Below are 24,734 nucleotides of genomic sequence, written 5' to 3' on the forward strand. Positions count from 1 at the left end.
GGCATCGTTGCCCGTGTGACCACGACACCCGCGACAGAACCCCCGACCGAACAGAAGCAGGACAGCACCCTCACCGTGCTGATCGCCTTCGGCGCCAACGCGCTGGTGGCCGTGGCCAAGACGATCGCGGCAGTGCTCACGGGCTCCGCCTCGATGGTCGCCGAGTCGGCGCACTCCTGGGCCGACACGGGCAACGAGGTGTTCCTGTTCATCGCCGAGCGACGCTCCGACCGCATGCGCGATGAGGACCACCCGCGCGGCTACGGCAAGGAGGCGTACGTCTGGTCGCTGTTCGCGGCATTCGGACTCTTCACCGTGGGCGCCGTCGTCTCGGTGATGCACGGCGTGCAGCAGCTCTTCGAGCCCGAGCGCGACGCCGACTACACCATCAACTACATCGTTCTGGGCGTGGCCCTGGTGCTGGAGGGGATCTCGTTCCTCCAGGCACTGCGGCAGGCGCGCACCGCCGCGATGCGACGGAGGGTGGGCACGCTGCACCATGTGCTCGATACGTCGAACACCACCCTCCGGGCCGTGTTCTTCGAAGACGCGGCGGCGCTCGCGGGCCTCGTCATCGCGTTCCTCGGGGTCCTTCTGCACCAGCTCACCGGCAACGCGGTCTACGACGCGGCCGGGTCGATTCTGGTGGGACTGCTGCTCGGTGTCGTCGCGTTGGTGCTGATCGACCGCAACCGCCGCTTTCTCGTGGGTCAGGTCGCCGACGACGAGATCGAGAAGATCGTTCTCACCGCACTGCTCGCCGCTCCCGAGGTGGAGCGGGTGACCTACCTGCACCTCGAGTTCGTCGGCCCCGAGGAGTTCTACCTCGTGGCCGCCGTCGACCTCGTGGGCAATGACCGGGAGCGGGATGTGGCCGAGGACCTGCGGCTGGCCGCGCTCGAGATCGAGAAGAGTCCGTACATCACCGAGGCGGTGCTGACACTGTCTCTTGCGGGCGAGGCGTCATTGCCGGCGCCCGGGCAGGCCTAGCCGCAGGCATCCTGCGCGCCGGGCCATCGGCATCCGGCTCACTGGCCCAGCGACTGCTGACGGAGCCAGACGAGGATCTCGGTGGCGAGCTGGTTCCAGCCGTGGTCGATCGTGAGGGAGTGGCCGCGGTCGGAGAAGGTGATGAGCTCGGTCACGGCGTTCGAGTTGCGGTACTGGGCGAGCGTCGCGTCGACGACGGTCTCGGGCACCGTGTGGTCCTGGCCGCCGGCGATGAGCAGCAGGGGTGCGCGGTCGTCGTTGTCTGTGGCGACCTTCGCCTCGGAGTGCAGCGTGAAGTTCGCGACCGCGGCCTGGAAGAGGGGCTTCGCGGGCGAGGGGATGTTCCACGCGTTCCAGAGCGCCGACGACTCCTCCTCGGGGAGGGCGTTGCCGAAGCCGAAGCGCCATTGCTCCTCGGTGAGCGATACGGCCTTGTGCAGGTTGCCCGGGTTGCCGAGCACGGGGAGCGAAGACCGCAGCTGATTGAGGGGAAGTGGGAGCACTCCCTTGATCTGCGCCGGGTCGATGGCCACGCCCGCGGCGCCGTAGCCCTGGCCCAGCAGCTTCTCGACGATGAGCCCGCCGAACGAGTGCCCGATGAGGATGGGCTGCACGTCGAACGAATCGACGATGCCCTGGAAATGCCCGACGACGTCGTCGATGCCCTTGTCGGCCGCGTCGTCGGGGTGAGCGCGCGAGTTCTCGACGGTGTCGTGCTCGCCGGGCCAGAGCGGGGCCACGGCCGTGTAGCCCTCGTTCTCGAACAGGTCGATCCAGGGCTGCCAACTGGATGCGTGCACCCACAGGCCATGGATGAAGACGACGGGCTGGGGTGCAGACATAAGAGATTTCCTTTCGATGGATCGGAAAAGCACTGTGTGCACCACCATAGATCCGCACCTGCGGCCGTGTCGCGCTTTCGGCCGCGATCGGTGGCGGGGAGCGGCGCGCGGAGCCCCGTTGCGCGGAGCTCCGTTCCGCGGAGCCCCGTTCCGCGGAGCCCCGTTCCCTGAGCCTGTCGAACCGTGAGCCTGCCGTTCCCTGAGCCTGTCGAAGGGCGGCCTCTCGAAGCACAAGCCTCCCCGCCTGCCCCCCATGCGCCGGTCGAGTAGCGCTCGCGAGGAACGAGCAGCGCGTATCGAGGCCAGCCGTGCCCTGAGCCAGCCGTTCCCTGAGCCTGTCGAAGGGCCTGCCGGTCCGCCTTGCCCTGTGCGCCGGTCGAGTAGCGCTCGCGAGGAACGAGCAGCGCGTATCGAGGCCACCCGTTCCCTGAGCGAGCCGTTCCCTGAGCCTGTCGAAGGGGCCCTAGGGCTCGACGCCCTCTTCTCCTCCACAACGGTAATTCAGGCTGCGTTATCCACAGCTATATCACCTGATCAAGCGTCGAATGCTCCTGCTGACCCGATGTCGGTGGTTACTGTTTGACTTCTCGTATGGACCTCCTCGACGCATCCCTCGGCGATATTGCCGCGCGTCTCCGGCAGCTCCTCGACGAGAACCGCGTAGCCCTTGCTTCAGGTTCCGGGTCTCCTGCAGATTCCGGTGATGCCCTGCTCGCAGCGGCCCATCAGTGGGAGGCCATCGGTCGCGCCAGTGACGCTGCCCGTACCTGGGTGGCGGCGGAGGTCGCGCACGAGTCCCGCCGTGAACTCGACACCGCGGGGCTCGCGTACCGTCATGGGTTCGGGTCGGCGAGAAAGCTCCTTGCTGCGACCACGAACGTCTCGGAGCGCACCGCGGCGACCCGTATCAGCCTGGGCCAGCGGTTGCGGTCGTCGGTGTCTCTGTCGGGAACGCCGAATCCGAGTTTCTTCCCGCAGGTCGAGGCGGCGTTCTTCGCCGGTCGGGTCGGCGTGGATTCGGCAGCGGTGATCTGCCGCACCCTGTCCGAGGTGGTGAATCGCACCGGCTGGTCGGATGCCACGGATCAGGCGGAACGGCACCTCGTCGCCGCAGCGATGGCCACCATTACCGACCCGGATGCCGATGCCGTTGGCGAAGGGGATGCATGGTCGAGGGCACCGAGGCGGTACACGGTCGAGGAGATCGGCCGGCTCGCGATCCGCATCCGGGAACACCTCGACCCCGACGGTGCCGAACCCCGCGACGCCGTGAAACAGTCCCTGCGCGGGTTCAGCTACCCGAAGGTCGGCGCCGACGGCATGGCGAGAGGCCGGTACGCTCTCCCGCCCCTGCAACTGGGCGTGTTCCTGGCCGCGGTCGACTCGATCCTCAGCCCACGCACCCCCGATGCACCGAACCCGGCAGACTCAGCAGCGGCCGACCCCGACCACGGCGCTACCGACATCGCCGGGGACCAGACCAATGGCCTCCTGACGATCGACGACCGCTCTCCACGCGAACCCGCACCGCAAGGAGACACTTCAGACGACCACACCGTGATCGATGCGCGCACGGCGGAGCAGAAGCTCCTCGACGCGGTCATGACCCTCATCGAGCTGGCCGCGACGTCGCCGACCGCGTCGCTGCTGAACGGGGCGGCACCGACCGTGAACGTGCACGTCACCCTCGACGACCTCCAAACCGGGCACGGAGCCGCGTGGATCGACGGCAGCACCGAACCCATCCCCATCAGCACCGTCGACCACCTCCGCTGCCACGGCGGCACCATCACCACCCTCTTCGGCAAGCACGGCGAGATCCTGCACCACGGCAAAACGAAACGTCTCGCCACCCGCAGGCAACGCAGAGCCCTCGCCGCCCGCGACGGCGGATGCGTCATCCCCGGCTGTGCCGCACCACCCTCACGGTGTCAGGCGCACCACGTGACCCCGTGGGTGAGTGAGAACTATCCGCCCGGACGGACCGACATCGATAATTTGGTGTTGCTGTGTCCGTTCCACCACACCACCATCCACACCTCGGCATGGCAACTCGTCATGATCCACGGCAGACCGCACGTCAAACCACCCAGCTGGCAAGACCCGCACCGAACACCAAGGCCCGCCGGACAGCGACGAACAGGCAGACCCTGGTGAACCCGGCGACCCCGTTCATCGAGCAGGTCGAGACGCGAGTGCCCTTCGACACCCCGTTTGCCGAGCCTGCCGAGACGCGAGTGCCCTTCGATACGCGTTCGTCGAGCCGGTCGAGACGACTGCCCTTCGACACCCCGCTCGGCGAGCCTGTCGAGACGCGACCCCATCGACACCCCGTTCGCCGCGCCTGTCGAGACGCGACGCCCTTCGGCAGGCTCAGAAACGAGGTGTTACTGCGCCTCGAAGTAGAACTTCGTTCCGTCGAGGCTCGACACGACCCACAGGCCCTGCTCGACCCCGGTGGTCGGGATCGCGACCGCGATGTTGCCCGATGCGGATGCGCCGGGAGCGAGCTCCGTGACCGCATCGATACCGCCGGGTGCGATGGCGATGGCGTCGTACTGGTTGTACATGGTGCCATCGGCCGCCTCGAAGCCCACCTGCACATAGGCGGGGTAGCCGGTCTCCGATCCGACGTACGTCGTGGTGATGGGCAGCAAGGCGAACGAAGTTCCGGCGGGCGCGGTGTCGCTGAAGGAGTTCTCTGCGGCGACCGCTGCATCGGCGTTCAGAGTGGGGGCGTTCACCGTGACCTGCCAGGTCGGCTCGCCCAGCTGCGAGAGCTCGATGCTCGAACCGAGGGGAGCCGGGTTCTCGCGCGATCCGACATCCCCGGCCACGGGTGCACCCTGCTCGCCCGTCGACGTGTCGTCGCCCGGTTCGATGGGCTCCGAGGTCGCAGACGGGGAGCTGCTCGCAATGGCCTCATCGACGGTGTCGAAGAACAGGTTGGTGTACGCGATCGACAGAACGATCGAGAGGATCAGCGCGAGCAGCGACACAGCGCTGCCCACGATGGCGAGCGTCTTCTTGCGCCCCTTGAGGAAGATCGCGATGACACCGAGCACCAGACCGACGAACGCGAAGAACCCGGTGATGTAGTTGATGAACGGAATGAACGACCCGAGGAGCGCGACGCTTCCGATGATCACCGCCGTGAGAGCGAGGCCGCCCGGCCCCTTCTTCGGGCTGATCGTTCCCGGTGCGTAGGGCGCGGCCGGGTACTGGGCCGACGCGTACTGTCCGGATGGGTACTGTCCAGACGGGTACTGGCTTGTCGGCGGGTAGTTCTGCGACTGAGGGGGCGGAGTTCCGTAGTCGCTGACCGGAGGAGTGCCGCCGTATGCGGGCGGAGTGGTCGGGGCGCTGCTGTAAGAGGGCGGTGCCGGCGGTGCCGGCGGTGCCGGCGGTGCCGGCGGTGCCGGTGGTGCCGGCGAACTCGGCGGAACGGGAGGTGCTGGCGGGGGAGGAGTAGACGAGAACTGCGGTTCAGACGCGCCTGCCGAGGCCTCTGGCAATGCAGATGCCTCTGGCGGTGCAGCAGCCTCAGGCGACGCGGGAGTCTTCGGATCCTCGGGGACGCCGGGGAAAGCAGGAGGCTGTGAGTCTGGCATGTTCCGAGTGTGGCAGACGGCCCGTGCGGCGCAACACCCTCTTCCGAGGGCCCGGGATCGCGCGAGAGGCTCGTGATCGACGCGTCAGCGCGGCAGCTCTCCGGAGACGACCTCGCCCTTCGAGACCACGGCCACGATGTTGGCGGTGTCGAGATCCGACAGACTCTGCCAGGGCCGACCGCGCATCACGACGAAGTCGGCGAGCTGGCCGGCGGCGATACGTCCGAGCTTCTGCTCGAGCCTCAACGCGCGACTCGCCCGCGACGTGGCCGCCTGCAGCGCCCGCTCAGGAGTCCACCCGAAGACGCGCGCCATCAGCCGCACCTCCGCCATCTGATCGCCGAACTTCACGTGGTGACCGTTCGCATCCGTGCCCAGCACGAAGTCGACCCCGAGGTCGGCGGCCGCCCGCATTCCGGCGTCCCGCTTCTCGACCAGCTGCGCGGCCTTGTCGGCCTGCTCGGACGAGACGCCGTTCTCGCCGGCGGCGATGCGGTCGTTGATGAGCAGGGTGGGTGCCACGGTGATGCCCGCGGCGGCGATCCGGGATGCCTGCGCCTCGGTCAGCAGGGTGCCGTGCTCGATCGAGTCGACGCCCTCGTCGATGGCGACCTCGATGCCGTCGGCGGTGTGCGCGTGGGCCGCGACGCGCATACCGAGCGCGTGGGCCTCGTCGACGATCACGGCGATCTCCGCCCGCGTGTAGTTGCGCCACGAACTCTTGTCGCCCACCGAGAGAACACCGCCGCTCGTGGCGATCTTCACCCCGTCGGCGCCGGCCCGCGCGAAGTGCCGCACGAGCTGCCGGCACTGGTCGGGGCCGTCGGCCAGCGGCTTGCGCTGCGTGAACGCGGGCGGAATGAACAGGTCGCCGTGACCGGCGGTCATGCTCACCATGCCGTGGGCCTGCATGCGCGGGCCGGTCACGACGCCCGTGTCGATTGCGCGGCGCATCGAGAACTGGATGTCGTCGGCCGACAGATCGCGGATCGTCGTCACCCCGCCGCGCATCGCCGTGAGGGCGTTCGACAGGCCGTGCAGCGTCTGCTCCTCGACCCGGGTCATCAGCGGCCAGGTGAGGAAGTCTGCGGTGCCCGGCCCGGCATAGCCGACGATGTGCACATGCGTGTCGATGAGCCCGGGGATCACGCTGAACTCGGGGGTCTCCCCATCGGTGGCCGCGGCGGGTTCGTCGAAGACGGCGTCGGCGCCCGATCGAGACCAGCTCAGGGATCGGATGCCCGCATCGGCGGTGCCGTCCCAGAGGGCCACGGCGGGAAGGTGCTGGTTCATGGTGCTCTCTCTTGTGGTGCGGGCGGTTCTGGAAGACGGGCGAGTCTAGCTGCGCGAGTTCTTGCGGGGGAAGAGATGACCGAGCGCGGCCGGCGGTCGCATCGTGGTTCCGGCGACCACGAGCACGGCCAGGGTCACGAGGTAGGGCGCGGCGGTCGGCAGCTCGCTGGGCAGCGGCACGAACACGAACACCAGCACGAGGGCGATGCCGAGCAGCAGCGGGGCGAGCCCGCCGCGGCGCTTGCCCGCGAACATCCGGCTGAGACCGATCGCCACGAAGACGATCGCCAGAATGAAGAGCAGGGCCTTGAACGTCTCCGGCCTGCCGAGCCCGACGGCGTCGCTGAAGCCGAACAGGCTCGACCCCAGGAAGACGCCCGACGGCATCCAGTTGCCGAAGATGAGCGTCGCGAGACCGATGAATCCTCTGCCCGCTGTCTGATTCTCGACATAGGCCTGCGAGATGAGGGCCAGATAGCCGCCCGCGAATCCGGCGAGACCGCTGCCCACGAGCACCGCCACCCAGCGCGTGCGGTGCACGCTGCCGCCGAGGGCCTGCAGTGCTGCGGGCTGCTCGCCGGCGGCCCGCCAGCGCAGCCCGAACGGGGTGCGCCACAGGATGTATGCCGTCGCGGGAATGAGGAGCAGTCCGATGATCGCCGCGAGAGAGACGTCACGCGTGAGCCCGCCCACGATTCCGCCCAGCTGGGTGATCACCGGGATGCCCGATGCCTCCATGGCACGGGTCGCGTCCAGGGTGCCGAATCCTCCCGAGAGGAAGGGGATGCCGATGTTCGGCAACGAGCCGTCGATGCGCGGTGACCGCGAGATCGTGCCTCCGTCGACCCCGTTGAAGACGATGTCCGACATGAAACGGGCGAGCGCCGCGGCGACCACGTTGATCGAGACGCCGACGATGAGCTGGTTGAGTCCCATCTCGATGCAGAGCACGGCCATCAGCAGACCGAAGACGAGACCGCCCACGATTCCTCCGCCGAGCGCGGCCCATGGCCCCCAGAACCAGCCGAAGATGCCGGCCATCCAGGTGCCGCCGATCATCATGCCCTCGAGGCCGACGTTGATGATGCCCGCGCGCTCGGAGTACAGGCCGCCGATAGCGACGACCGCGATGGGCACGGTGAGGCGCAGGGCCGAGCCCCAGGTGGATGACGCCGAGATTCCGGGGGCGTCGGCCACGTACTGCGCCACGACGATCAGCGCGAAACCGAGAAGGCTCCAGCGCAGGGCGGCGCGGAGGGTGCGCCGGCTGGGCGCGAGCGAGCGCGGAGCGGCGGCGACGGTCTTCGTCGCGCCGTCGACGGTCAGGCCGGCGGCGGCCCCACTGCTGTCGGTCATGAGGATGCCTCCACGGTCTGTGCGCCCGCCCTGCGTCGGCCGCGGATCGCGTTCCACAGCGCGAGTCGGCGATCGGCCTTGTCGGTGAACCAGTAGCCGATGGCGCTCGAGAGAAGGATCACGGCCATGAACACGGAGCCGACCTCGGTGGGCAGCTGAACGAGGCCGAGCACCTGCGAGCTGCGCTCGACGAACGCGAGCACGAAGGCGCCCACGGCGACTCCGATCGGATGCGATCGGCCGAGCAGGGCCGCGGCGAGGCCGGTGAACATGAGGTCGGTGGGAAGCGTGCCGTCGAAGCGGAACGCCACGCCGAGCACATGCGGCAGGCCCACCAGTCCTGCGATCGCGCCGGATCCGAGCATCGCCCAGATGATCCGCCGGTTCACCTTGATGCCGGCCGATTCGGCCGCCTCGGGAGACTTCGCCGCCACCTGCAGGGTGAACCCGAACGTCGTGCGGTACTGGATCAGATAGAAGACGATGCCGACCACGATGGCCAGAACGAGGAAACCCGAGATCGATGTGCGGTTGCCGATGCCCAGGTCGACGAGCGCGGGCATCGCCCCGTCGGCGCCGATGATGGCCGTGCCGGTGTTCTGCCCTCCGCCCGAGCGGAAGACGTTGGCGAGCAGGATCGCGACGACCGTGGTCGCGATGGCGTTCATGAGGATCGAGGTGATGACCTCGCTGACCCCGCGGTAGACCCGGAGAAGCGCCGGAACCAGAGCCCACAGCGCGCCGACCAGGCAGCACACCAGCAGGGTGATGGGCAGTCGCAGGTAGAGCGGCAGGGGCAGATTGGCGGCGACGACCGCGCCCGCCAGCGCGGCGACCCGGTACTGGCCGTCGACGCCGATGTTGAACAGGCCCATGCGCAGGGCGAAGGCCGCCGCGATGCCGGCGAGGTAGAGCGGCACCGCGTTGTTCAGCGCCGACACGAGCGAAGCCGGCTCGATGCCGTAGTTCCACATGACCTCGTAGGCGCTGGCGGCCGAGTATCCGCCGAAGGTGAGGAAGAGCGTGGTCACGAGCAGCGCGAGCAGCACCGATACGACGGGGCCGGCGATCGTGAGCAGGATGCGCCGGGTCATGCCGCCGCCTCTGGTTGGCGCCTGACGCCGGTCATGTATTCGCCGAGCTCCTGCGCATCCACATCTGCCGGGTGCAGTTCGGCGACGATGCGACCGCGGTAGAACACCAGCAGCCGGTCGGAGAGCGAGAGCAGTTCGTCGAGGTCGGCCGAGATGAGCACCGTGCCGAGACCGCGGTCGCGTGCGGCGGTGAGTTCGGTCCAGACGGCCGACTGGGCGCCGATGTCGACGCCGCGCGTGGGGTGGGCGGCGATGAGCACATCGGGGGATGAGCCGAGTTCGCGCCCCACGATGAACTTCTGCTGGTTGCCGCCCGAGAGCGACGAGGCGAGGCTCGCGACGGAGCCGCCGCGCACGTCGAACTTCTCGATGATCGAGGCGGCGGCCGCGGCGGCGCCGGAACGGCTGAACCACGGGCCGCGCTTGATCGGCGCCCTCGAGTGGTAGCCGAGGGCGGCGTTCTCGCGCAGGGCCATCGACAGCACGAGACCGTCTTTGTGCCTGTCCTCGGGAATGTAGGCCATGCCGCGGGCGCGGCGCTGCTCGGTGGTCAGAGCACTGATGTCGTGTCCGCCCAGCGACACGGTGCCGGTGCTGGCGGTGCGGCCGAGAAGAGCGAGCAGCAGTTCGGACTGTCCGTTGCCCTCGACGCCGGCGATCCCGACGATCTCGCCGCTGTGCACGGCGAACGACACGTCGTCGAGCGCGGCGACCTCGCCGTCGAGACCGACGCTGAGGTTGTCGGCGGAGAGCACGACGTCGTCGCCGGGCGGCAGGGAGCGGGGGCTCACCGACGGCATCGCCACCTTGACCATCAGCGAGGCGAGTTCGGCGGCGCTGGTCTCCGACGCGATGCGGTGCCCCACCACCTCGCCCGCTCGGATCACGGTGATCTCGTCGGCGAAGTCGAGCACCTCGTCGAGCTTGTGCGAGATGAAGATCACAGCGGCGCCCGCGGCGGTGAACGCGCGCATCGCCGCGAACAGCGACTGCGCCTCGCTCGGCACGAGCACCGCCGTGGGCTCGTCGAGGATGATGATGCGGGCGCCGCGGTAGAGCACCTTGAGGATCTCCACGCGCTGCCGGCCTCCCACGCCGAGCTCGCGCACGACGGCATTCACGTCGACCGGGAAGCCGTTCGTCGCGGCGAGTTCCGCGACGCTCCGGCGGGCCGCACGGCTGTCGAGCCGCAGGGCGGAACCGGGCTCGTCGGCGAGAACCACGTTCTCCCACACGCGGAGCGCGTCGGCGAGCAGGAAGTGCTGGTGCACGATGCCGATGCCGGCGCGCTGGGCGTCGCGGGGCGACGAGAACGTGCGCGGCTCGCCCGCGATCGTGATCGTGCCCTCATCGGGGTGCTCCTCGCCGGCGAGGATCTTCATGAGGGTCGACTTGCCCGCACCGTTCTCTCCCACGATCGCGTGCACCGTGCCCGCTTTCACGGACAGGTCGATGCGATCGTTGGCGGTGAAGGTGCCGAACCTCTTGACGATGCCCGTGAGGCGCACCAGCTCTTCCTGCTTCTGCATGGCCAATCCTTCTCGGCTAGAACGTCCTTCTCGGCTAGAGCGCCGACGTCACCGTGATCGTTCCGGCGATGATGTCCGCCTTGGCCTTCTCGAGCTGCTCGCTGTACTGGTCGACGAAGCCGCCCGAGGTCGAGTAGCCGACGCCGTCGTTCGACAGATCGAAGTCCTGCTCGCCCTCTTCGAGGGTTCCATCGAGGAATGCCTTGATCGAGTCCTCGACGGCCACGTTCACGTTCTTGATGGCCGAGGTCAGGATGTACGGCTTGATCGAGTCGTCGACCTGCTCGTAGACGTCGCCGTCGACCCCGATGGCCCAGTTCTTCTGGGCGTCGGTGCTGGATGCGGCCGCCTGCTCGTAGACTCCCTGGCCCGATCCGCCGGCTGCGGCGTAGATGACGTCGGCTCCGCTGGAGTACATCGATGCCGCGGCCTCCTTGCCCTTGGTCGGGTCGGAGAATCCGGTGAAGTCACCGAGAGGAGCCAGGTAGGTGGAGTCGACCGTGATGTTCGGGTCGACCGAGGTCGCGCCGGCCTCGAAGCCGACGAAGAAGTTCTGGATGCTCGGCTGGTCGACGCCGCCGATGAATCCCACGTGGCCGGTCTTCGACGCGAGTGCCGCGGCCATGCCGACGAGGTAGGAGGACTGCTCTGCGGCGAACGAGATGGTGGTGGTGTCGGGGATGACCGTGCCCTTGTCGATGTCGACGGCGACGAACTGCGTGTCGGGGTGGTCGGTCGTCTGCTCCATGGGGGTCGCGTACTGGAACCCGATGCCGATGGCGAGGCCGGCTCCCTCGGAGATGGCGAGGTCGAGGCGGTCCTGGTAGTCGTCGGTGTTGGGGCTGGAGAGGTCGATGGGGGTGAAGTCGAGGCTGTCCTGCGCGTCGGTGAAACCCTTGTACGCGCTGTCCATGAACGAGAAGTCACCCGTCGTTCCGTAGAGCATCGCGACCTTGGGAAGGTCGGGATCGGTGCTGGCGCCCGTGGTGGCCGTCTTGCCGGAGCAGGCCGTGAGCGCGAGCGAGGCGGCGAGCACGAGGCCGCCGACCGCGAAGAGGCGAGAGCTGTGGATGCGTGACAAGAGGGTCTCCTTCGGACGGTTCGATAGGGCGACGGTACGCCGCAAAACGCTTTGCAGTGTTTCCCGAATGTTTCGAGTATAAGAAATACTCCGGGCGTGCAAAACGATTGGTATACAGTGCTGCCATGTCTCGCGTCCTGCTCCTCGGAGAATCCTGGTTCGTCTATTCGGTTCACCAGAAGGGCTTCGACTCCTTTCACACCTCGGAGTTCACTCTGGGCGGGCAGGAGTTCGTGGCCGCCCTGCGCTCCGCCGGTCACGAGGTCACCCACATTCCGGCGCACGAGATCTCCACGCGCGTGCCCGCCGACGCCGAGGGCATCGCGGCGATCGCCGACGTCGTCGTGATCTCCGACGTCGGAGCCAACACGTTCCAGCTCCCCCCGGCCACGTTCACCCGGTCGGAGACCCAGCCCGACCGAACGGAGTCGCTGCGCGAGTTCGTGCAGCTCGGCGGCGGCCTCCTCATGGTCGGCGGCTACCTCACCTTCTCCGGCATCGACGCGAAAGCGCGGTGGGGGCGCACGCCGCTCGCCGAGGCTCTTCCCGTCGAGATCCTCGATCGCGACGACAGGGTGGAGCTGCCGGCCGGCGCCGCACCGCAGCTCGGCTACGGGCATCCCATCACCCACGGTCTCGACGAGCAGTGGCCCGAGCTGCTCGGCCTGAACGAGGTGACCACCCGGCCGGGCGCGGCGACGCTCGCGAGCTGCGCCGGGCATCCACTGCTGGCCGTCGGCGGATACGGGGCGGGCCGCAGCGCCGCGTTCACCTCCGACCTCGCGCCGCACTGGGCGCCGCCCGCGTTCCTGAGCTGGGCGGGCTATGCCCCGCTCTTCGACCGCACGATACGGTGGCTCGCGGGGGAGGAGATCGAATGACGAACGAGCAGGCGACCCAGGACACCGGGCGGGCATCCGCGCAGACGGTGCACACGATCGTCACCGGCGCGACGGTTCTCAGCCGCACGACCCGGCCCGCCCCGAACTACACCGAGCTGCCGCGCACCGATATCGTGTCGCGCGGAACGGCGACGTTCCTCGACGACCATGCCATCGGCATCCGGGGCAACACGATCGCGTGGGTGAAGCCCACTGTCGACGTGACGCAGGCCGAGCGCGACACGGCGTCGACGCTCATCGACGGCCGCGGCCACGTGGCCATTCCCGGGCTCATGAACTCGCACACGCACTCGCCGATGACGATGTTCAGAGGCTCGGCCGAAGACGTGCCCACCAGCGAGTGGTTCAACGCCCACATCTGGCCGATGGAGGTCAATCTCACGGAGCGCGATGTGACCCTCGGGGCGCAGCTCGCCGTGGGCGAGATGCTGCTGGCCGGTGTCACGAGCTTCGCCGACCACTACTTCTCGACCGACCGCATCGCGGAGGTCGTGGCCTCGAGTGGCGCGCGGGCGCTTCTCGCATCCACGTTCTTCTCGTCGCAGGGCGAGGAGGGGATCGAGCGCTCGGCCGCATTCGCCGAGCGATGGAACGGAGCCGCCGACGGGCGCATCACCACCGCGATGGGCCCGCACGCGACCTACACGGTGAACGACGCCGACCTCGAGAAGACCGCCGAGCACTCGCGTCGGCTCGGAGTGCGCACGCACATCCACGCGTCGGAGAGTCCGTCGCAGACGCGCTCGAGCCTCGACCGGCTCGGGGTCACGCCCATCCAGGTGCTGCACGACACCGGCATCCTCGAGACCGGGACCATCATCGCTCACGGCGCGGGCATCATCGAAGACGACCTGCGCTGGCTCACGCCCTGGGCCGACCGGGTCGCGGTCGCCTCGTGCAGCAAGGTCTACCTCAAGCACGCCCAGTCGGGCGGAACCCCCGTGAAGATGCTGCACGACGCCGGCATCACCGTGGGTGTCGGCACCGACGGCCCTGCATCGCACAACACCCTCGACGTGCTCGAGAGCGTGCGGTTCCTCTCGATGGTGCAGAAGGACGTGCACAGCGACGCCACGTGGCTGACTTCGCAGCACGCCCTCGACCTCGCGACCCGGCAGAGTGCGGATGCGTTCGGGCTCGGCGATTCGCTGGGTGCGCTTCTGCCCGGGTACATCGCCGACATCGTGCTGATCGACACGCTCGTTCCGCACATGCAGCCGATGCACGACCTGGCGGCGGCGCTCGTGCTCAGCGTCAAGTCCTCCGACGTGCGCACGGTGCTCGTCGACGGGCGCGTCGTCGTGTCGGGCGGGCGGCTCACCACGATCGACGTGGTGGGCGTGGCCGAAGAGCTGCAGCAGCGGGTGCCCGCGCTGAAGGACACGTCGCACGGCCGTTCCATCCAGGACTACGCGCCGTGATCGAGGCGGCTCGCTCGACCTGGCCGGAGGTGGCCGCGCACGTCGCCGCCACGTCGGGCGTCGCCATCCTGCCGTTCGGCGCGCTCGAGCAGCACGGGCCGCAACTGCCGCTGTCGACCGACACCGCGACCGCCCAGGAGGTCGCCCGGCGGCTGGCGACCCTGCTCGACGCGGTGCTGCTGCCGCCGGTGCACTACGGAGAGACCTGGAACAACGCGGGCTACCCCGGAACCGTCTCGTTGTCGCCGGGCACCGTGACCGCGATCGCCAAGGACATCGGAGCCTCGCTCGTTCTCTCGGGCGTGCGCGCGCTCGTGATCGTGAACGGCGACTGGGGCAATCGCGAGCCGCTCGCCCGCGCCGTGAAGGAGCTCGTCGACGAGGGTGTGATCCCGGCGATCGTGCTCGACTACCCGGGCATGGATGCCGCCATCGACGAGGTGCGCGAGTCGCGGCCCGCTGCTCCCGGGCTGAACCACGCCGAGGAGGTCGAGACCTCGATCATGCTCGCGATCGATCCGTCGAGCGTGCATCCCGAGCGCTACGTCGCCGAGTATCCGGTGTTTCCGCCGGAGTTTGGAACCGTGCCGATGCAGCTGCACCCCTTCTCTCCGAGCGGAGTGTTCGGCGACCCGTCGAGCGCCACGGCCGCCAAGGGGGAGTACATCCTCGCCCGCACGGTGGAGGCCTCCCTCGCAGCGCTGAAAACCTTCCTCGCCAACCTCCCGTAGCTCTTACATGCCTGCGCCTGTTGCCGAGAACGACGGATGTTTCCGGTCGCCGGGGAACGTCCGTCGCGCCGGGTAACAGGCGCCGCTAGCCTAGGCGTCGTAGTTCTGGATGCTCCTGCCGTGGCTTCTGTCGGTCAGGCGGGCCAGGCGCGGCTGGAGTTCGGCGACCACGGCGGGGATATCGATGGTGAGCACCTTCTTGCCGCGCATGAGCACCCGGCCGGCGGCGATCGTGGTGTCGATGTCGTTCGAGCGCGCGCTGTAGACGAGCATGTTGGCGTAGTCGTGGATCGGCTGGTTGCGCGGCTCCGACAGGTCGACGAGCACGAGGTCGGCCTGGTACCCGGGGGCGAGGCGTCCGATGCTGTCTCCGAGCTGCACGGCCCGGGCGCTCTTGATCGTGGCGTGTCCCAGCACCTGGCGTGAGGTCAGGTAGGTCTGGTCCCGTTCGAGCGCCTTCTGGGTCAGCGCCATGAACGTCATGCTCTCCCACACGTCGAGGGTGTTGTTCGAGGCGGCCCCGTCGGTGGCGAGGCCCACGGGGATGCCCGCCGATTCGAGCAGGCGCACCGGTGTGGTGTCCGGCCCGTGCTTCAGGTATCCCTTGGGCGCGCTGCCGATGCCGATGCTCCCCGTCGCGGCGAGGAACAGCGGCAAATCCTCCGCCACGATGCCGATGCCGTGCGCGATGAGCAGCTTTCCGTCGAGCAGCCCCGCGCGGCGCAGGGTCTCGATGGGGGTGTGGCCGAAGCGCTCGCGGCTGTGCTTCATCTGGTAGCGCGCCTCCGAGGCGTGGATGTGCACGAGGAGGTCGTTGTCGCGGGCCGCCTCGGCGGTCTTCGCGAGGTCGTCGTCGGTCACCGTGTAGGGCGCGTGCGGTGCGAGCGCGGTGGTGATGCGGCCGTCGGCGGCTCCGCGGTTCTCGACCGCGAACTGCAACGATCGCTCCAGCCCGGCCTCGCCGTCGGAGGAGAAGTAGGTGGAGCCGAGCACCCCGCGCAGCCCGCTTTCGTCGGTGACCCGGGCGATCGCATCCATGTTGAAGTAGTGGTCGGCGAACGTCGTGACGCCGCTGCGGATCATCTCGGCGGCCGCCAGCCTGGTCGCCAGCTCGACGTCGTCATCGGTGAGGTTCACCTCCATCGGCCAGATGAAGTCGTTGAACCACGTGTCCTCGGGAACGTCTTCGGCGGCGCCGCGGAACATCACCATCGGCGAGTGTGTGTGGCAGTTGATGAAGCCGGGCATGGCGAGCATTCCGGATGCGTCGATCGTCTCGAGCGCGGGAATGGGTCGTTCCGAGGGCGGCCGGGATGCGGAGATCGATTCGATGAGCCCGCCGCGCACGACGATGGTCTGGTTCTCGGCGAAATCGACCTCGCCGGCGTCGGTGTGAACGAGCACGACCGCGTTCGTGATGACGAGGTCGGCGGGGGCGGGCTGCGGATCGGTCATGATCATGCTCCTTCGGTGCGCGGGGCGGGGGCTACTGCAGCGCCGCGAGGGCGAACGACACCATGTCGGCGAAGGTGGCCTCGCGCTCGGCGGCCGTCATCTCCGAGCCGGGCAGGTCGCTGATCGTGCCCACCATCAGGGCCTCGAACTTCTCCTTGAGGGCGACCGCGTAGAGCCCGGCCGCCTCCATGTCGATGCCGATCGTGCCGTAGGCCAGCAGCTTGTCGACGAGTGTCGTGTCGGGGTTGTAGAAGCTGTCGGTGGTGAACAGCGGGCCCACGTGGATGGTCTTGCCCGTCGCCTCGCCATGCTCGACGGCCTTGCGCAGCAGCGGGAACGAGGGCGCGTGGCTGAGGGTGACCCCGGGAACCCACTCGGTCGTCATGTTCGAGTTCGTGTGGGCGGCCGAGGCGGCGACCACGTCGCCGAGCTCGAGGTAGGGCGCGATGCCGCCGATGGTTCCGACCCGGATGATGCGGGTCACGTCGTAGAAGCGGGCCAGCTCGGTCGCGTAGATCGCCATCGAGGGCATTCCCATGCCCGAGGCGAGGACCGAGATCGGCTTGCCGTTGAAGGTTCCCGTGTAGCCGAGGATGCCGCGCACCTCGGTGACGAGCTGCGGATCGTCGAAGAAGGTCTCGGCGATGAGCTTGGCCCTGCGGGGATCGCCGGGCATCAGAACGTCGGGGGCGAAGGCTCCGGCGTCGGCGCCGATGTGGGGAGTGGCCATGATGTGTCGTCTTTCTTCTGGGGCGGGCGGGGTCAGCCGAGCTGCGAGGGTGCGTAGCGCGACAGCACGGCGCGCTCGGCGGCGCTGACCAGGCTGTAGAAGATGAGGGAGACGGCGGTGAGGATCGCGGCCGCCGCCCAGAGCCCGGTGTAGTCGGAGTGCGCCCGCGAGCTCACGATCTCGTGGCCGAGGCCGTCGCCGGTCGCGAGCCACTCGGCGAGGGTCGCGGCCAGCACCGCCGTGGGAGCCGCGATGCGCGCTGAGGCGAAGATGGCGGGCAGCGTGTAGGGCAGCTGCAGGCGCCACAGCGTGCTCCAGACTGAGGAGTCGTAGCTGCGCAGCAGCGTGAACGCGTCGGACGGAACTCGTTTCAGCCCGCCCTGCGTGTTCGCCAGAGTCGGGAAGAAGGTGACGATCGCGGTGATGGCGACGACACCTCCGAGCCCGCGACCGAGGGCGAGAATCAGCACCGGCGTGAGCACGATGATGGGAACCGAGCGCAGGGCGACGGCCAGGGGCGTGAGCACCCGTTCCACGACGGGGAACAGAACGAACGACACCGCGGCCGCGATTCCGATCACGAGTCCGGCGATGTAGCCGACTCCGGCGTGGACGAGGGTCACGCCCAGCGCGTCGAGCATCACGGCGCGGTTCTCGCTCGCCTCTTCGGCGGTGAACAGGTAGGTGAACACGTCGATCGGCGACTTGCCCACGAACGGCGACATGTCGAACACGATGAGGTAGGCCCACCACGCGGCGAGGATCACGAGGATCGATCCGACCGTCCAGGCCGCGGCGCGCACGGCACGGGTTCCGAGGGATCCGCGCAGCGCCGGCGCCGCCTGCTGGGCGTTCGAGATCGTTGCCGACCACGGAGTGAGCCAGCGTCGCAGGAGGCCGAAGAGACCGTAGGGCACGGCGGCCATCAGGGTCGCGATCACGGCGACCGACCACACGCGGGCCAGGTCGAGCGACATCAGGCCGTTGATGAGCAGCACGCCCAGACCGGCCTTCGCCCCGATGAACTCGCCGAAGATCGCGCCGAGCACGGCCGCGGCGGCGCCGATCTGCAGCCCGGTGAGAATCGACGGGGTGCCCGACGGCAGCCGCACGAAGCGCAGCGAGCTGAGCGCCCGCCCGCCCCACGCCGTGACCATCGTGAGCGGGCCGCCGTCGGCGGAGCGCAGCCCCAGCATCGTGCCGACCAGAGTGGTGAAGAACACCGACAGGCCCGCGAGTACGACCTTGGCGGTGTCGGGGTCGAAGGTCAGCTGCAGCAGCGGGTTGACCGCGACGAGCGGCAGGCAGAACAGGGTGAGCGCCAGCCGCAGGAACAACGACTCGAGGGCCGGAAGCTGCACGAAGAGGATCGCCACGACGATGGCCGCCAGGTTCCCCCAGAACCACCCGCGCACCGCGATCCACGCCGTGCTGGTGAAGGCTCCGAAATACAGCTGCGGCTCGGTGACCAGGCTCTGGATGATCGCGCTCGGCGACGCGAGCACGCCCAGTTGCGTGAGCGCGACGTCGGCCAGGATCTCCCACAGGACGACGAGAGCGACGCTCACGAGCGCGGTGGTCACCCACCCCGACAGGGCGGAGCGGCGGCCGGCGCGCTGGGAACGCGCGCGTTCGGCGACGATCGCCTCCTGCTGCGCCGGCGTGTACCGTGAGGCGGCCGGCGAGGTCGAGGCCGGTGTCGAGGTCGACACGCTCACGCCTCGACCGCCTGCAGGGACTCCTCATCGGCGCCCGCGTGCAGCAGCGAACTCAGCTCGTCGCAGGCCGCGTGGAACTCGGGGGTCGAGAGCAGTTCGCGGCGTCGGGGCCGCTCGAAGTCGATGGTGATGTCGCCCACGATCCGCCCCGGCCGGGGCGACATGACGATCACGCGGTCGGCCAAAAAGGCCGCCTCCGAGATCGAGTGGGTCACGAGAAGGGCGGTCGCGCTCGTGGCACTCCAGAGCTTCTGCAGCTCCTCGTTCATGCGCTGGCGGGTGATCTCGTCGAGGGCGCCGAACGGCTCGTCGAGAAGCAGGATCTCGGGTTCTGCGACGATCGCCCGCGCGATCGCGACCCGCTGGCGCATGCCGCCCGACAATTGCGACGGTCGCGCATCCGCGAAGCCGTCGAGCCCGACGAGCGTGATCAACTCGTCGATGCGGCTCTTCGGAATGCCGACGCCCATGACCTGGCCGGGCAGGCGGATGTTGTCTCGAACGCTGCGCCACGGCAGCAGCGACGGGTCCTGCAGGGCGAGGCCCAGCCGATGGGCGGTGCGGATCGACGAGGGGCTCTCGCCGTGGATCGTCACCTCGCCCGCCGAGTACGACTCGAGGTCGGCCAGGATGCGGAGGATCGTGGACTTGCCGCAGCCCGACGGGCCGAGGAGCGCGGTGAACGACCCCTGGGGCACGGCGAGGGAGATGTCGTCGAGTGCGAGAACATCGCTCTTCTTCGACGAGTAGACCTTCGTCAGGTTGCTGAGGGTGAAGCCGGTGCCGTCCACGTCGGGTGTCCTTGTCGTCGAGTGCGGGTGGTGCGAGTGGATGCCGCGGGTGGGGGGCGTCGGGTGCGCCCCCACCCGCGGCGGTCGGTTCTACTGCAGGCTGGACTTGCCGCCGTAGATGTCGTCGAGCAGGGAGTTGTCGAAGAGCGACGAGTCGACTCCGGTGATGCCGAGGGTCGTGAGCGTGTCGACGTTCTTCTCGATGCCCTCGTCGGACATCCAGAACAGGCCGTGCTCGTCGGTCTCGTCGGTCACGAGCAGATCCATCTGGCGCTCGGCCTGCTTGGTCTGCTCCTCGACCGTGAGGCCTCCGTCTTTCGCGTAGTCGTTGACCGTGAGGTCGACGGCCTCGGTGGGATCGGCGACATAGCTCTGCCATCCCTCGATCTCTCCCTTGAGGAAGCCCTCGATGGCCGCCTTCTTGGCCGGGTCCTCGAGGGACTCCTTCGTGACGGCGTAGACCTGCGCGTAGACATCGAGCCCGAAGTCGGCGGTGAGGAAGGTGACTCCCTCTTTTCCGGTCGACTCCTCGTAGGCGATGGGCTGCTCGCTGTAGAAGACCCAGAGGCCGTCGACCTCGCCGCTGACCAGCGGGGCGACGTCGAAGCCGACCGGCACCGACGTGACCTTCGAGGCGTCGACGTCATTGACCTCGAGCAGCGCGTCCTGCGCCGCCTCGTCGCCGCTGGGAACGCCGATCTTCATCCCCTCCATGTCGGCCGGGGTGGCGATCGGCTTGTCGGGGCTCGAGAGGATCGCGAGGGGGTTCTTCTGGAATCCTGCGGCGATGATCACGAGGTCGGCGCCCTGCTCGTTGGCACGGGCGACGGTGTCGGCGTTGCCCATTCCGATGTCGGCCTGGCCCGAGACAACCGCGGCCATCGAGTCGACGTCGGGGCCGCCGGGCAGGATGTCGACGTCGACGCCGTTTTTGGCGTAGTACCCCTCGGAGTCGGCGACGTAGCTGCCGCCGAACTGCACGAGCGGGATCCACGAGGTCTGCAGGGTGAGGGCGACCGGACTGTCGGAGGACGGGGTCTCGGAACTGGCACTGCTGCTGCAGCCGGCGAGCGCCAGCACGGCCGACAGGCCCAGGGCGGCGCCGGCGAGCAGCCTCGTGGGGCGTCGGGCGGGGGAGGGGCGGGAGGTGCTGAGGGTGAAGGGGGAACGGGAGTGCATTGATTCTCCTAAGCGGGTGGGAGGCTCTGGCGGGCATGCGGCAGGCGCACAGGACTGTGGTGCGGGTCGGGCTGCAAATCGTTTTGCGACTTCTCTGTCCGACGCTACGGGCAGTGTGTTTCAGCCCGATTTCTTCCTGTTTCTGGACTGTAAAAGAAAGGCGCTCGCCCGCTCGGGTCGTACCTCTCTTATGCGGTCGAGTTTTCGGTCGCAACTCGTTTTGCAAAATGCGACACAGGGTCGTGAGTGCGCGGTTCTCTCGGTTACTGTGAGTTCGTGACCGACACCCCATCGAAGCCGTGGACCATGCAGCAGATCGCTGCCGCCGCCGGCGTGAGTGTCACCACCGTGTCGCACACCCTCTCGGGAAAGCGACCCGTGAACCCCGCGACGGCCGAGCGCATCCAGAAGCTGATCGCCGAGTTCGAGTACGTTCCCGACTCCGGCGCCCAGCGCCTCAAGTCCGGGCGCAGCGGAATGATCGGCCTGGCCGTGCCCGACATCTCGCACTGGTACTTCGGTCGCATCGCGCGCGGCGTCGAGGAGGTGGCCGACGAACTCGACTACGGACTCATCATCTGCAGCACGTCGAACTCCGACCCGCGCCGGGAGAAGCGCTACTTCAACCTGCTGCGCACCCGGTCGATCGAAGGGCTGATCTACACCGCGAGCAGGGAGATCTCGGCGAGCGACGAACTCGTGCGGGTGTCGGGCAGCTCGCCCATCGTCTTCGCCGACGAGAGGGTCGACGCCCTGCCCGACGTTCCGTCGGTCACCTCGAGCAACTTCGTGGGGGCGCAGGTGCTCGGCCGGCACCTGCGCGACCTCGGGCACACCCGGGCCGTCATCATCGCCGGGTTCGCGGGCCTGCACTCGACGATCGAGCGCACCAAGGCCATCAAGGAGTCGTTCCCGAATGCGCTGACTCTGCACGGCGACTTCGAGCTGAAGTCGGGCTACGACCTCGTCTCCGACCTGCTCGCCCACGAGGTGAGGTTCACCGCGCTCTTCGGCTGCAACGACTACATGGCGATCGGCGCCATGACCAGGCTCCGCGAGGCCGGCCTGCGCGTTCCCGAAGACGTCTCCGTGGTCGGGTTCGACGACGTCGACATGGCCGCGATCGTCACCCCGGGGCTCACCACGGTACGACAGGACATGGCCGAGATCGGCCGACGCTCGGCGCACCTGCTCATCGCCGGGCTCCACGCGGGCGGCTTCGACGCCGTCGAATCGGAGTCGCTGCCGACAGAGCTCATTCTGCGCGGCTCGACAGGCCCCGCGCCGCAGTAGGGCCCGTCGCCCGCATCGAGCGCGGGTGTTTCCGGCCACCGCGCCGGCTCGACCACCGCGGTCGGCGCGAACACCCGCGCTGCCCTTCGACAGGCTCAGGGAACGGCAGCCTGCCCTTCGACGGGCTCAGGGAGCGACAGGCTGAGGGAACGGGCGCGCCCTACGCGTTATCTCCGCCGGTCTCGTCGACGGCCTGCATGTTCTGCCGGTCGAAGCCCACGCCGTCGTCTCCCGACCACAGCCACTGGGCCACCTCGGGAATGTCCTCGCCGTGCTCGCGCGTGTACTGCCGGGCGCGCATGCGGGCATCCTGCATGTCCTGCCGCAGCGCGGCGGCCTTCGACCCCAGCCCGGGCACCCTGTCGATCACGTCGATCACCAGGTGGTACCGGTCGAGGTTGTTCAGCATGAGCATGTCGAACGGCGTGGTGGTCGTGCCGTTCTCGATGAAGCCGCGCACGTGCAGGTTCGCGTTCGCCGCCCGGCGGTAGGTCAGGCGATGGATGAGCCACGGGTAGCCGTGGTAAGCGAACACGATGGGCTTGTCGGTCGTGAAGATGGTGTCGAAGTCGCGGTTCGACAGGCCGTGAGGATGCTCGGTCTCGTCCTGCAGGCGCATCAGGTCGATCACGTTCACGACGCGCACGCGCAGCTCGGGCAGGTGCTTGCGCAGAAGGGATGCGGCCGCGAGCGTCTCGATGGTCGGAATATCGCCGGCGCACGCGAGCACGATGTCGGGCTCGTCGCTCGGCCGCTCCGTGCCGGCCCAGTCCCAGATCCCCAGGCCGCGAGTGCAGTGCGCCACCGCCTCCGGCATGCTGAGCCACTGCGGCCCCGGCTGCTTGCCGGCGACGACCACGTTGATGTAGTCGACGCTGCGCAGGCAGTGGTCGTAGGTCGACAGAAGGGTGTTCGCGTCGACGGGCAGGTACACCCGAACGACGTCGGCCTTCTTGTTCACGACGTGGTCGATGAAGCCCGGGTCCTGGTGGCTGAAGCCGTTGTGGTCCTGCCTCCAGACGTGGCTCGAGAGCAGGTAGTTGAGGCTCGACACGGAGCGACGCCACGGAATCGATCGCGCGACCTGCAGCCACTTGGCGTGCTGGTTGAACATCGAGTCGACGATGTGGATGAACGCCTCGTAGCAGTTGAACAGTCCGTGTCGGCCGGTGAGCAGGTAGCCCTCGAGCCAGCCCTGGCACTGGTGCTCCGACAGCATCTCCATGACGCGACCGGCGCGGGCCAGGTTCAGGTCGACCGGCAGGATCTCGGCGTTCCACTGCTTGTCGGTCGCCTCGTACACCTCCTGCAGGCGGTTGGATGCCGTCTCGTCGGGCCCGAAGATGCGGAAGTTGTCGGGGTTCATGCGAATGACGTCGGCGAGCCAGCCGCCGAGCACCTTCGTGGCCTCGGCCGTCTCGTGACCGGGCGCCGTGACGTCGACCCCGTACTCGCGGAAGTCCGGCATCCGGAGCTCGCGTCGCAGCAGCCCGCCGTTCGAATACGGCGTCGCGCTCATGCGCAGGTAGCCCTCGGGCGCGAGACCGGTGACGAACGGGGTCGGTGCGCCGGATGAATCGAAGAGCTCCTCCGGCTTGTACTTCTTCATCCACGACTCGAGCAGGCGGGTGTGCGCCTCGGTGTCGCGGGCGCTCGCCAGCGGAACCTGGTGCGCGCGCCACGTGTTCTCCACGGGCAGGCCGTCGATCTCGGCGGGGCAGGTCCAGCCCTTGGGCGTGCGCAGGATGATCATGGGCCAGCGGGGAGTTCCCTCGAGGGTGCCATCGGCCGCGTCCTGCTTGATGGCGGCGATCTCGTTGAGCACGGTGTCGAGCGTCTCCGCCATGCGGGCGTGAACGAGCAGCGGATCCTCGCCGTCGAAGCCGCCCGACACGATGTGCGGGTTGTGTCCGTAGCCGCGCATCAGCGCGAGCAGGTCTTCTTCGGGGATGCGCGCCAGCACGGTGGGATTGGCGATCTTGTAGCCGTTGAGGTGCAGGATCGGCAGCACGACGCCGTCCTGCAGCGGGTCGATGAACTTGTTGGAGTGCCACGCCGTGGCGAGCGGGCCGGTCTCGGCCTCGCCGTCGCCGATCACCGCGGCCACGAGGAGGTTCGGGTTGTCGAACGCGGCTCCGTAGGCGTGCGAGAGGGAGTAGCCCAGCTCGCCGCCCTCGTTGATCGACCCGGGGGTCTCGGGCGCCGCGTGGCTCGGGATTCCGCCGGGGAAGCTGAACTGTCGGAACAGCCCGCGCATCCCGTCGACCGACTGGTCGATCTTCGAGTAGATCTCGGAGTAGGTGCCGTCGAGCCAGGCATTGGCCACCATGCCGGGGCCGCCGTGGCCGGGGCCCGCGATATAGAGCGTCGGCAGCGAACGGTGCCGGATCATGCGGTTGAGATGGGCGTAGACGAAGTTCAGACCGGGGGTGGTTCCCCAGTGGCCGAGCAGGCGCGGCTTCACGTCGTCGCGGCTGAGCGGACGTTCGAGCAGCGGGTTGTCGAGCAGGTAGATCTGTCCCACGGAGAGGTAGTTGGCGGCCCGCCACCAGGCATCGACCTGAAGCAGCGCCTCGCCCTCGAGCGGCTCGGCCGGCCGCTGATACCAGGGGTTGTGCGCGTCACGCGGAATGACGGGCGACTGCATGGCGTCGATGGTGGATGCGGAACCGGTCATGGAACGTCTCCTTAGGCACTGCACGGGGTAGTGCTGCTCAT

Annotated in this window: 19 protein-coding genes; 6 read left to right on the forward strand and 13 right to left on the reverse strand. The window is 68.5% G+C overall.

Annotated features, from left to right (window positions below; all coding sequences use genetic code 11):
- Positions 1–15 precede the first annotated feature (15 nt).
- Positions 16–990, forward strand: a complete 975-nt coding sequence (locus QCD70_RS11875; protein WP_301216454.1) for a cation diffusion facilitator family transporter — start codon at positions 16–18, stop codon at positions 988–990.
- Positions 991–1,028: 38 nt separating this feature from the next.
- On the opposite strand, the gene QCD70_RS11880 is transcribed toward QCD70_RS11875, so the two are convergent.
- On the reverse strand, positions 1,029–1,832 hold the full coding sequence (locus QCD70_RS11880; RefSeq protein WP_301216456.1) for an alpha/beta hydrolase: 804 nt from the start codon (positions 1,830–1,832) through the stop codon (positions 1,029–1,031).
- Positions 1,833–2,423: 591 nt separating this feature from the next.
- Here QCD70_RS11880 and QCD70_RS11885 point away from each other — a divergent pair.
- Positions 2,424–3,989 (forward strand): HNH endonuclease signature motif containing protein, encoded by a 1,566-nt coding sequence (locus QCD70_RS11885; protein ID WP_301216459.1) that lies wholly within the window; start codon positions 2,424–2,426, stop codon positions 3,987–3,989.
- Between the two features lie 230 nt (positions 3,990–4,219).
- Here the strand turns inward: QCD70_RS11885 and QCD70_RS11890 are convergent, their stop codons facing one another.
- The 6 genes from QCD70_RS11890 to QCD70_RS11915 form a co-directional block, all read right to left on the reverse strand.
- Positions 4,220–5,443, reverse strand: a complete 1,224-nt coding sequence (locus QCD70_RS11890) for a hypothetical protein (RefSeq protein WP_301216461.1) — start codon at positions 5,441–5,443, stop codon at positions 4,220–4,222.
- Between the two features lie 84 nt (positions 5,444–5,527).
- Positions 5,528–6,736, reverse strand: coding sequence for a metal-dependent hydrolase family protein (locus tag QCD70_RS11895; RefSeq protein ID WP_301216463.1), 1,209 nt, complete (start codon positions 6,734–6,736; stop codon positions 5,528–5,530).
- Between the two features lie 45 nt (positions 6,737–6,781).
- Positions 6,782–8,092 (reverse strand): ABC transporter permease, encoded by a 1,311-nt coding sequence (locus tag QCD70_RS11900; protein WP_301216465.1) that lies wholly within the window; start codon positions 8,090–8,092, stop codon positions 6,782–6,784.
- Positions 8,089–9,186: an ABC transporter permease gene (locus QCD70_RS11905; RefSeq protein WP_301216467.1), complete on the reverse strand. Its 1,098-nt coding sequence runs from the start codon at positions 9,184–9,186 to the stop codon at positions 8,089–8,091. The genes QCD70_RS11900 and QCD70_RS11905 overlap by 4 nt, the downstream gene beginning before the upstream one ends.
- Positions 9,183–10,715: an ABC transporter ATP-binding protein gene (locus QCD70_RS11910; RefSeq protein WP_301216469.1), complete on the reverse strand. Its 1,533-nt coding sequence runs from the start codon at positions 10,713–10,715 to the stop codon at positions 9,183–9,185. The genes QCD70_RS11905 and QCD70_RS11910 overlap by 4 nt, the downstream gene beginning before the upstream one ends.
- A gap of 34 nt (positions 10,716–10,749) precedes the next feature.
- Positions 10,750–11,796 (reverse strand): BMP family lipoprotein, encoded by a 1,047-nt coding sequence (locus QCD70_RS11915; protein ID WP_082479573.1) that lies wholly within the window; start codon positions 11,794–11,796, stop codon positions 10,750–10,752.
- Between the two features lie 125 nt (positions 11,797–11,921).
- Between QCD70_RS11915 and QCD70_RS11920 the strand changes: the two genes are divergently transcribed.
- The 3 genes from QCD70_RS11920 to QCD70_RS11930 are packed head-to-tail and all read left to right on the forward strand — an operon-like array spanning position 11,922 to position 14,850.
- Positions 11,922–12,677, forward strand: coding sequence for a glutamine amidotransferase (locus QCD70_RS11920; RefSeq protein ID WP_301216472.1), 756 nt, complete (start codon positions 11,922–11,924; stop codon positions 12,675–12,677).
- A complete protein-coding gene (locus QCD70_RS11925) occupies positions 12,674–14,119 on the forward strand; it encodes an amidohydrolase (protein WP_301216474.1) in 1,446 nt (481 codons plus the stop codon). Before QCD70_RS11920 ends, QCD70_RS11925 begins: the two co-directional genes overlap by 4 nt.
- Positions 14,116–14,850: a creatininase family protein gene (locus QCD70_RS11930; RefSeq protein WP_301216476.1), complete on the forward strand. Its 735-nt coding sequence runs from the start codon at positions 14,116–14,118 to the stop codon at positions 14,848–14,850. The genes QCD70_RS11925 and QCD70_RS11930 overlap by 4 nt, the downstream gene beginning before the upstream one ends.
- 90 nt (positions 14,851–14,940) lie before the next feature.
- Here the strand turns inward: QCD70_RS11930 and QCD70_RS11935 are convergent, their stop codons facing one another.
- From QCD70_RS11935 to QCD70_RS11955, 5 genes are all read right to left on the reverse strand, one after another.
- The gene (locus QCD70_RS11935) at positions 14,941–16,305 is read right to left on the reverse strand and encodes an amidohydrolase (protein WP_301216478.1); all 1,365 of its coding nucleotides are present in this window, start codon (positions 16,303–16,305) and stop codon (positions 14,941–14,943) included.
- Between the two features lie 31 nt (positions 16,306–16,336).
- A complete protein-coding gene (gene deoD, locus QCD70_RS11940) occupies positions 16,337–17,035 on the reverse strand; it encodes a purine-nucleoside phosphorylase (RefSeq protein ID WP_301216480.1) in 699 nt (232 codons plus the stop codon).
- Between the two features lie 32 nt (positions 17,036–17,067).
- A complete protein-coding gene (locus QCD70_RS11945; RefSeq protein ID WP_301216482.1) occupies positions 17,068–18,747 on the reverse strand; it encodes an ABC transporter permease in 1,680 nt (559 codons plus the stop codon).
- A 2-nt stretch (positions 18,748–18,749) separates the two neighbouring features.
- Complete coding sequence (locus QCD70_RS11950) at positions 18,750–19,544, reverse strand: ABC transporter ATP-binding protein (protein WP_301216484.1); 795 nt, start codon at positions 19,542–19,544, stop codon at positions 18,750–18,752.
- A gap of 90 nt (positions 19,545–19,634) precedes the next feature.
- On the reverse strand, positions 19,635–20,723 hold the full coding sequence (locus tag QCD70_RS11955) for an ABC transporter substrate-binding protein (protein ID WP_301216486.1): 1,089 nt from the start codon (positions 20,721–20,723) through the stop codon (positions 19,635–19,637).
- Positions 20,724–20,999: 276 nt separating this feature from the next.
- Here QCD70_RS11955 and QCD70_RS11960 point away from each other — a divergent pair, with 276 nt between their 5' ends.
- On the forward strand, positions 21,000–22,016 hold the full coding sequence (locus QCD70_RS11960) for a LacI family DNA-binding transcriptional regulator (protein WP_301216488.1): 1,017 nt from the start codon (positions 21,000–21,002) through the stop codon (positions 22,014–22,016).
- A 160-nt stretch (positions 22,017–22,176) separates the two neighbouring features.
- Here the strand turns inward: QCD70_RS11960 and QCD70_RS11965 are convergent, their stop codons facing one another.
- Positions 22,177–24,663 (reverse strand): phosphoketolase family protein, encoded by a 2,487-nt coding sequence (locus QCD70_RS11965; protein WP_441004940.1) that lies wholly within the window; start codon positions 24,661–24,663, stop codon positions 22,177–22,179.
- Positions 24,664–24,734 lie beyond the last annotated feature (71 nt).

The sequence above is a fragment of the Agreia sp. PsM10 genome, assembly GCF_030433855.1.
Lineage (GTDB): Bacteria > Actinomycetota > Actinomycetes > Actinomycetales > Microbacteriaceae > Agreia.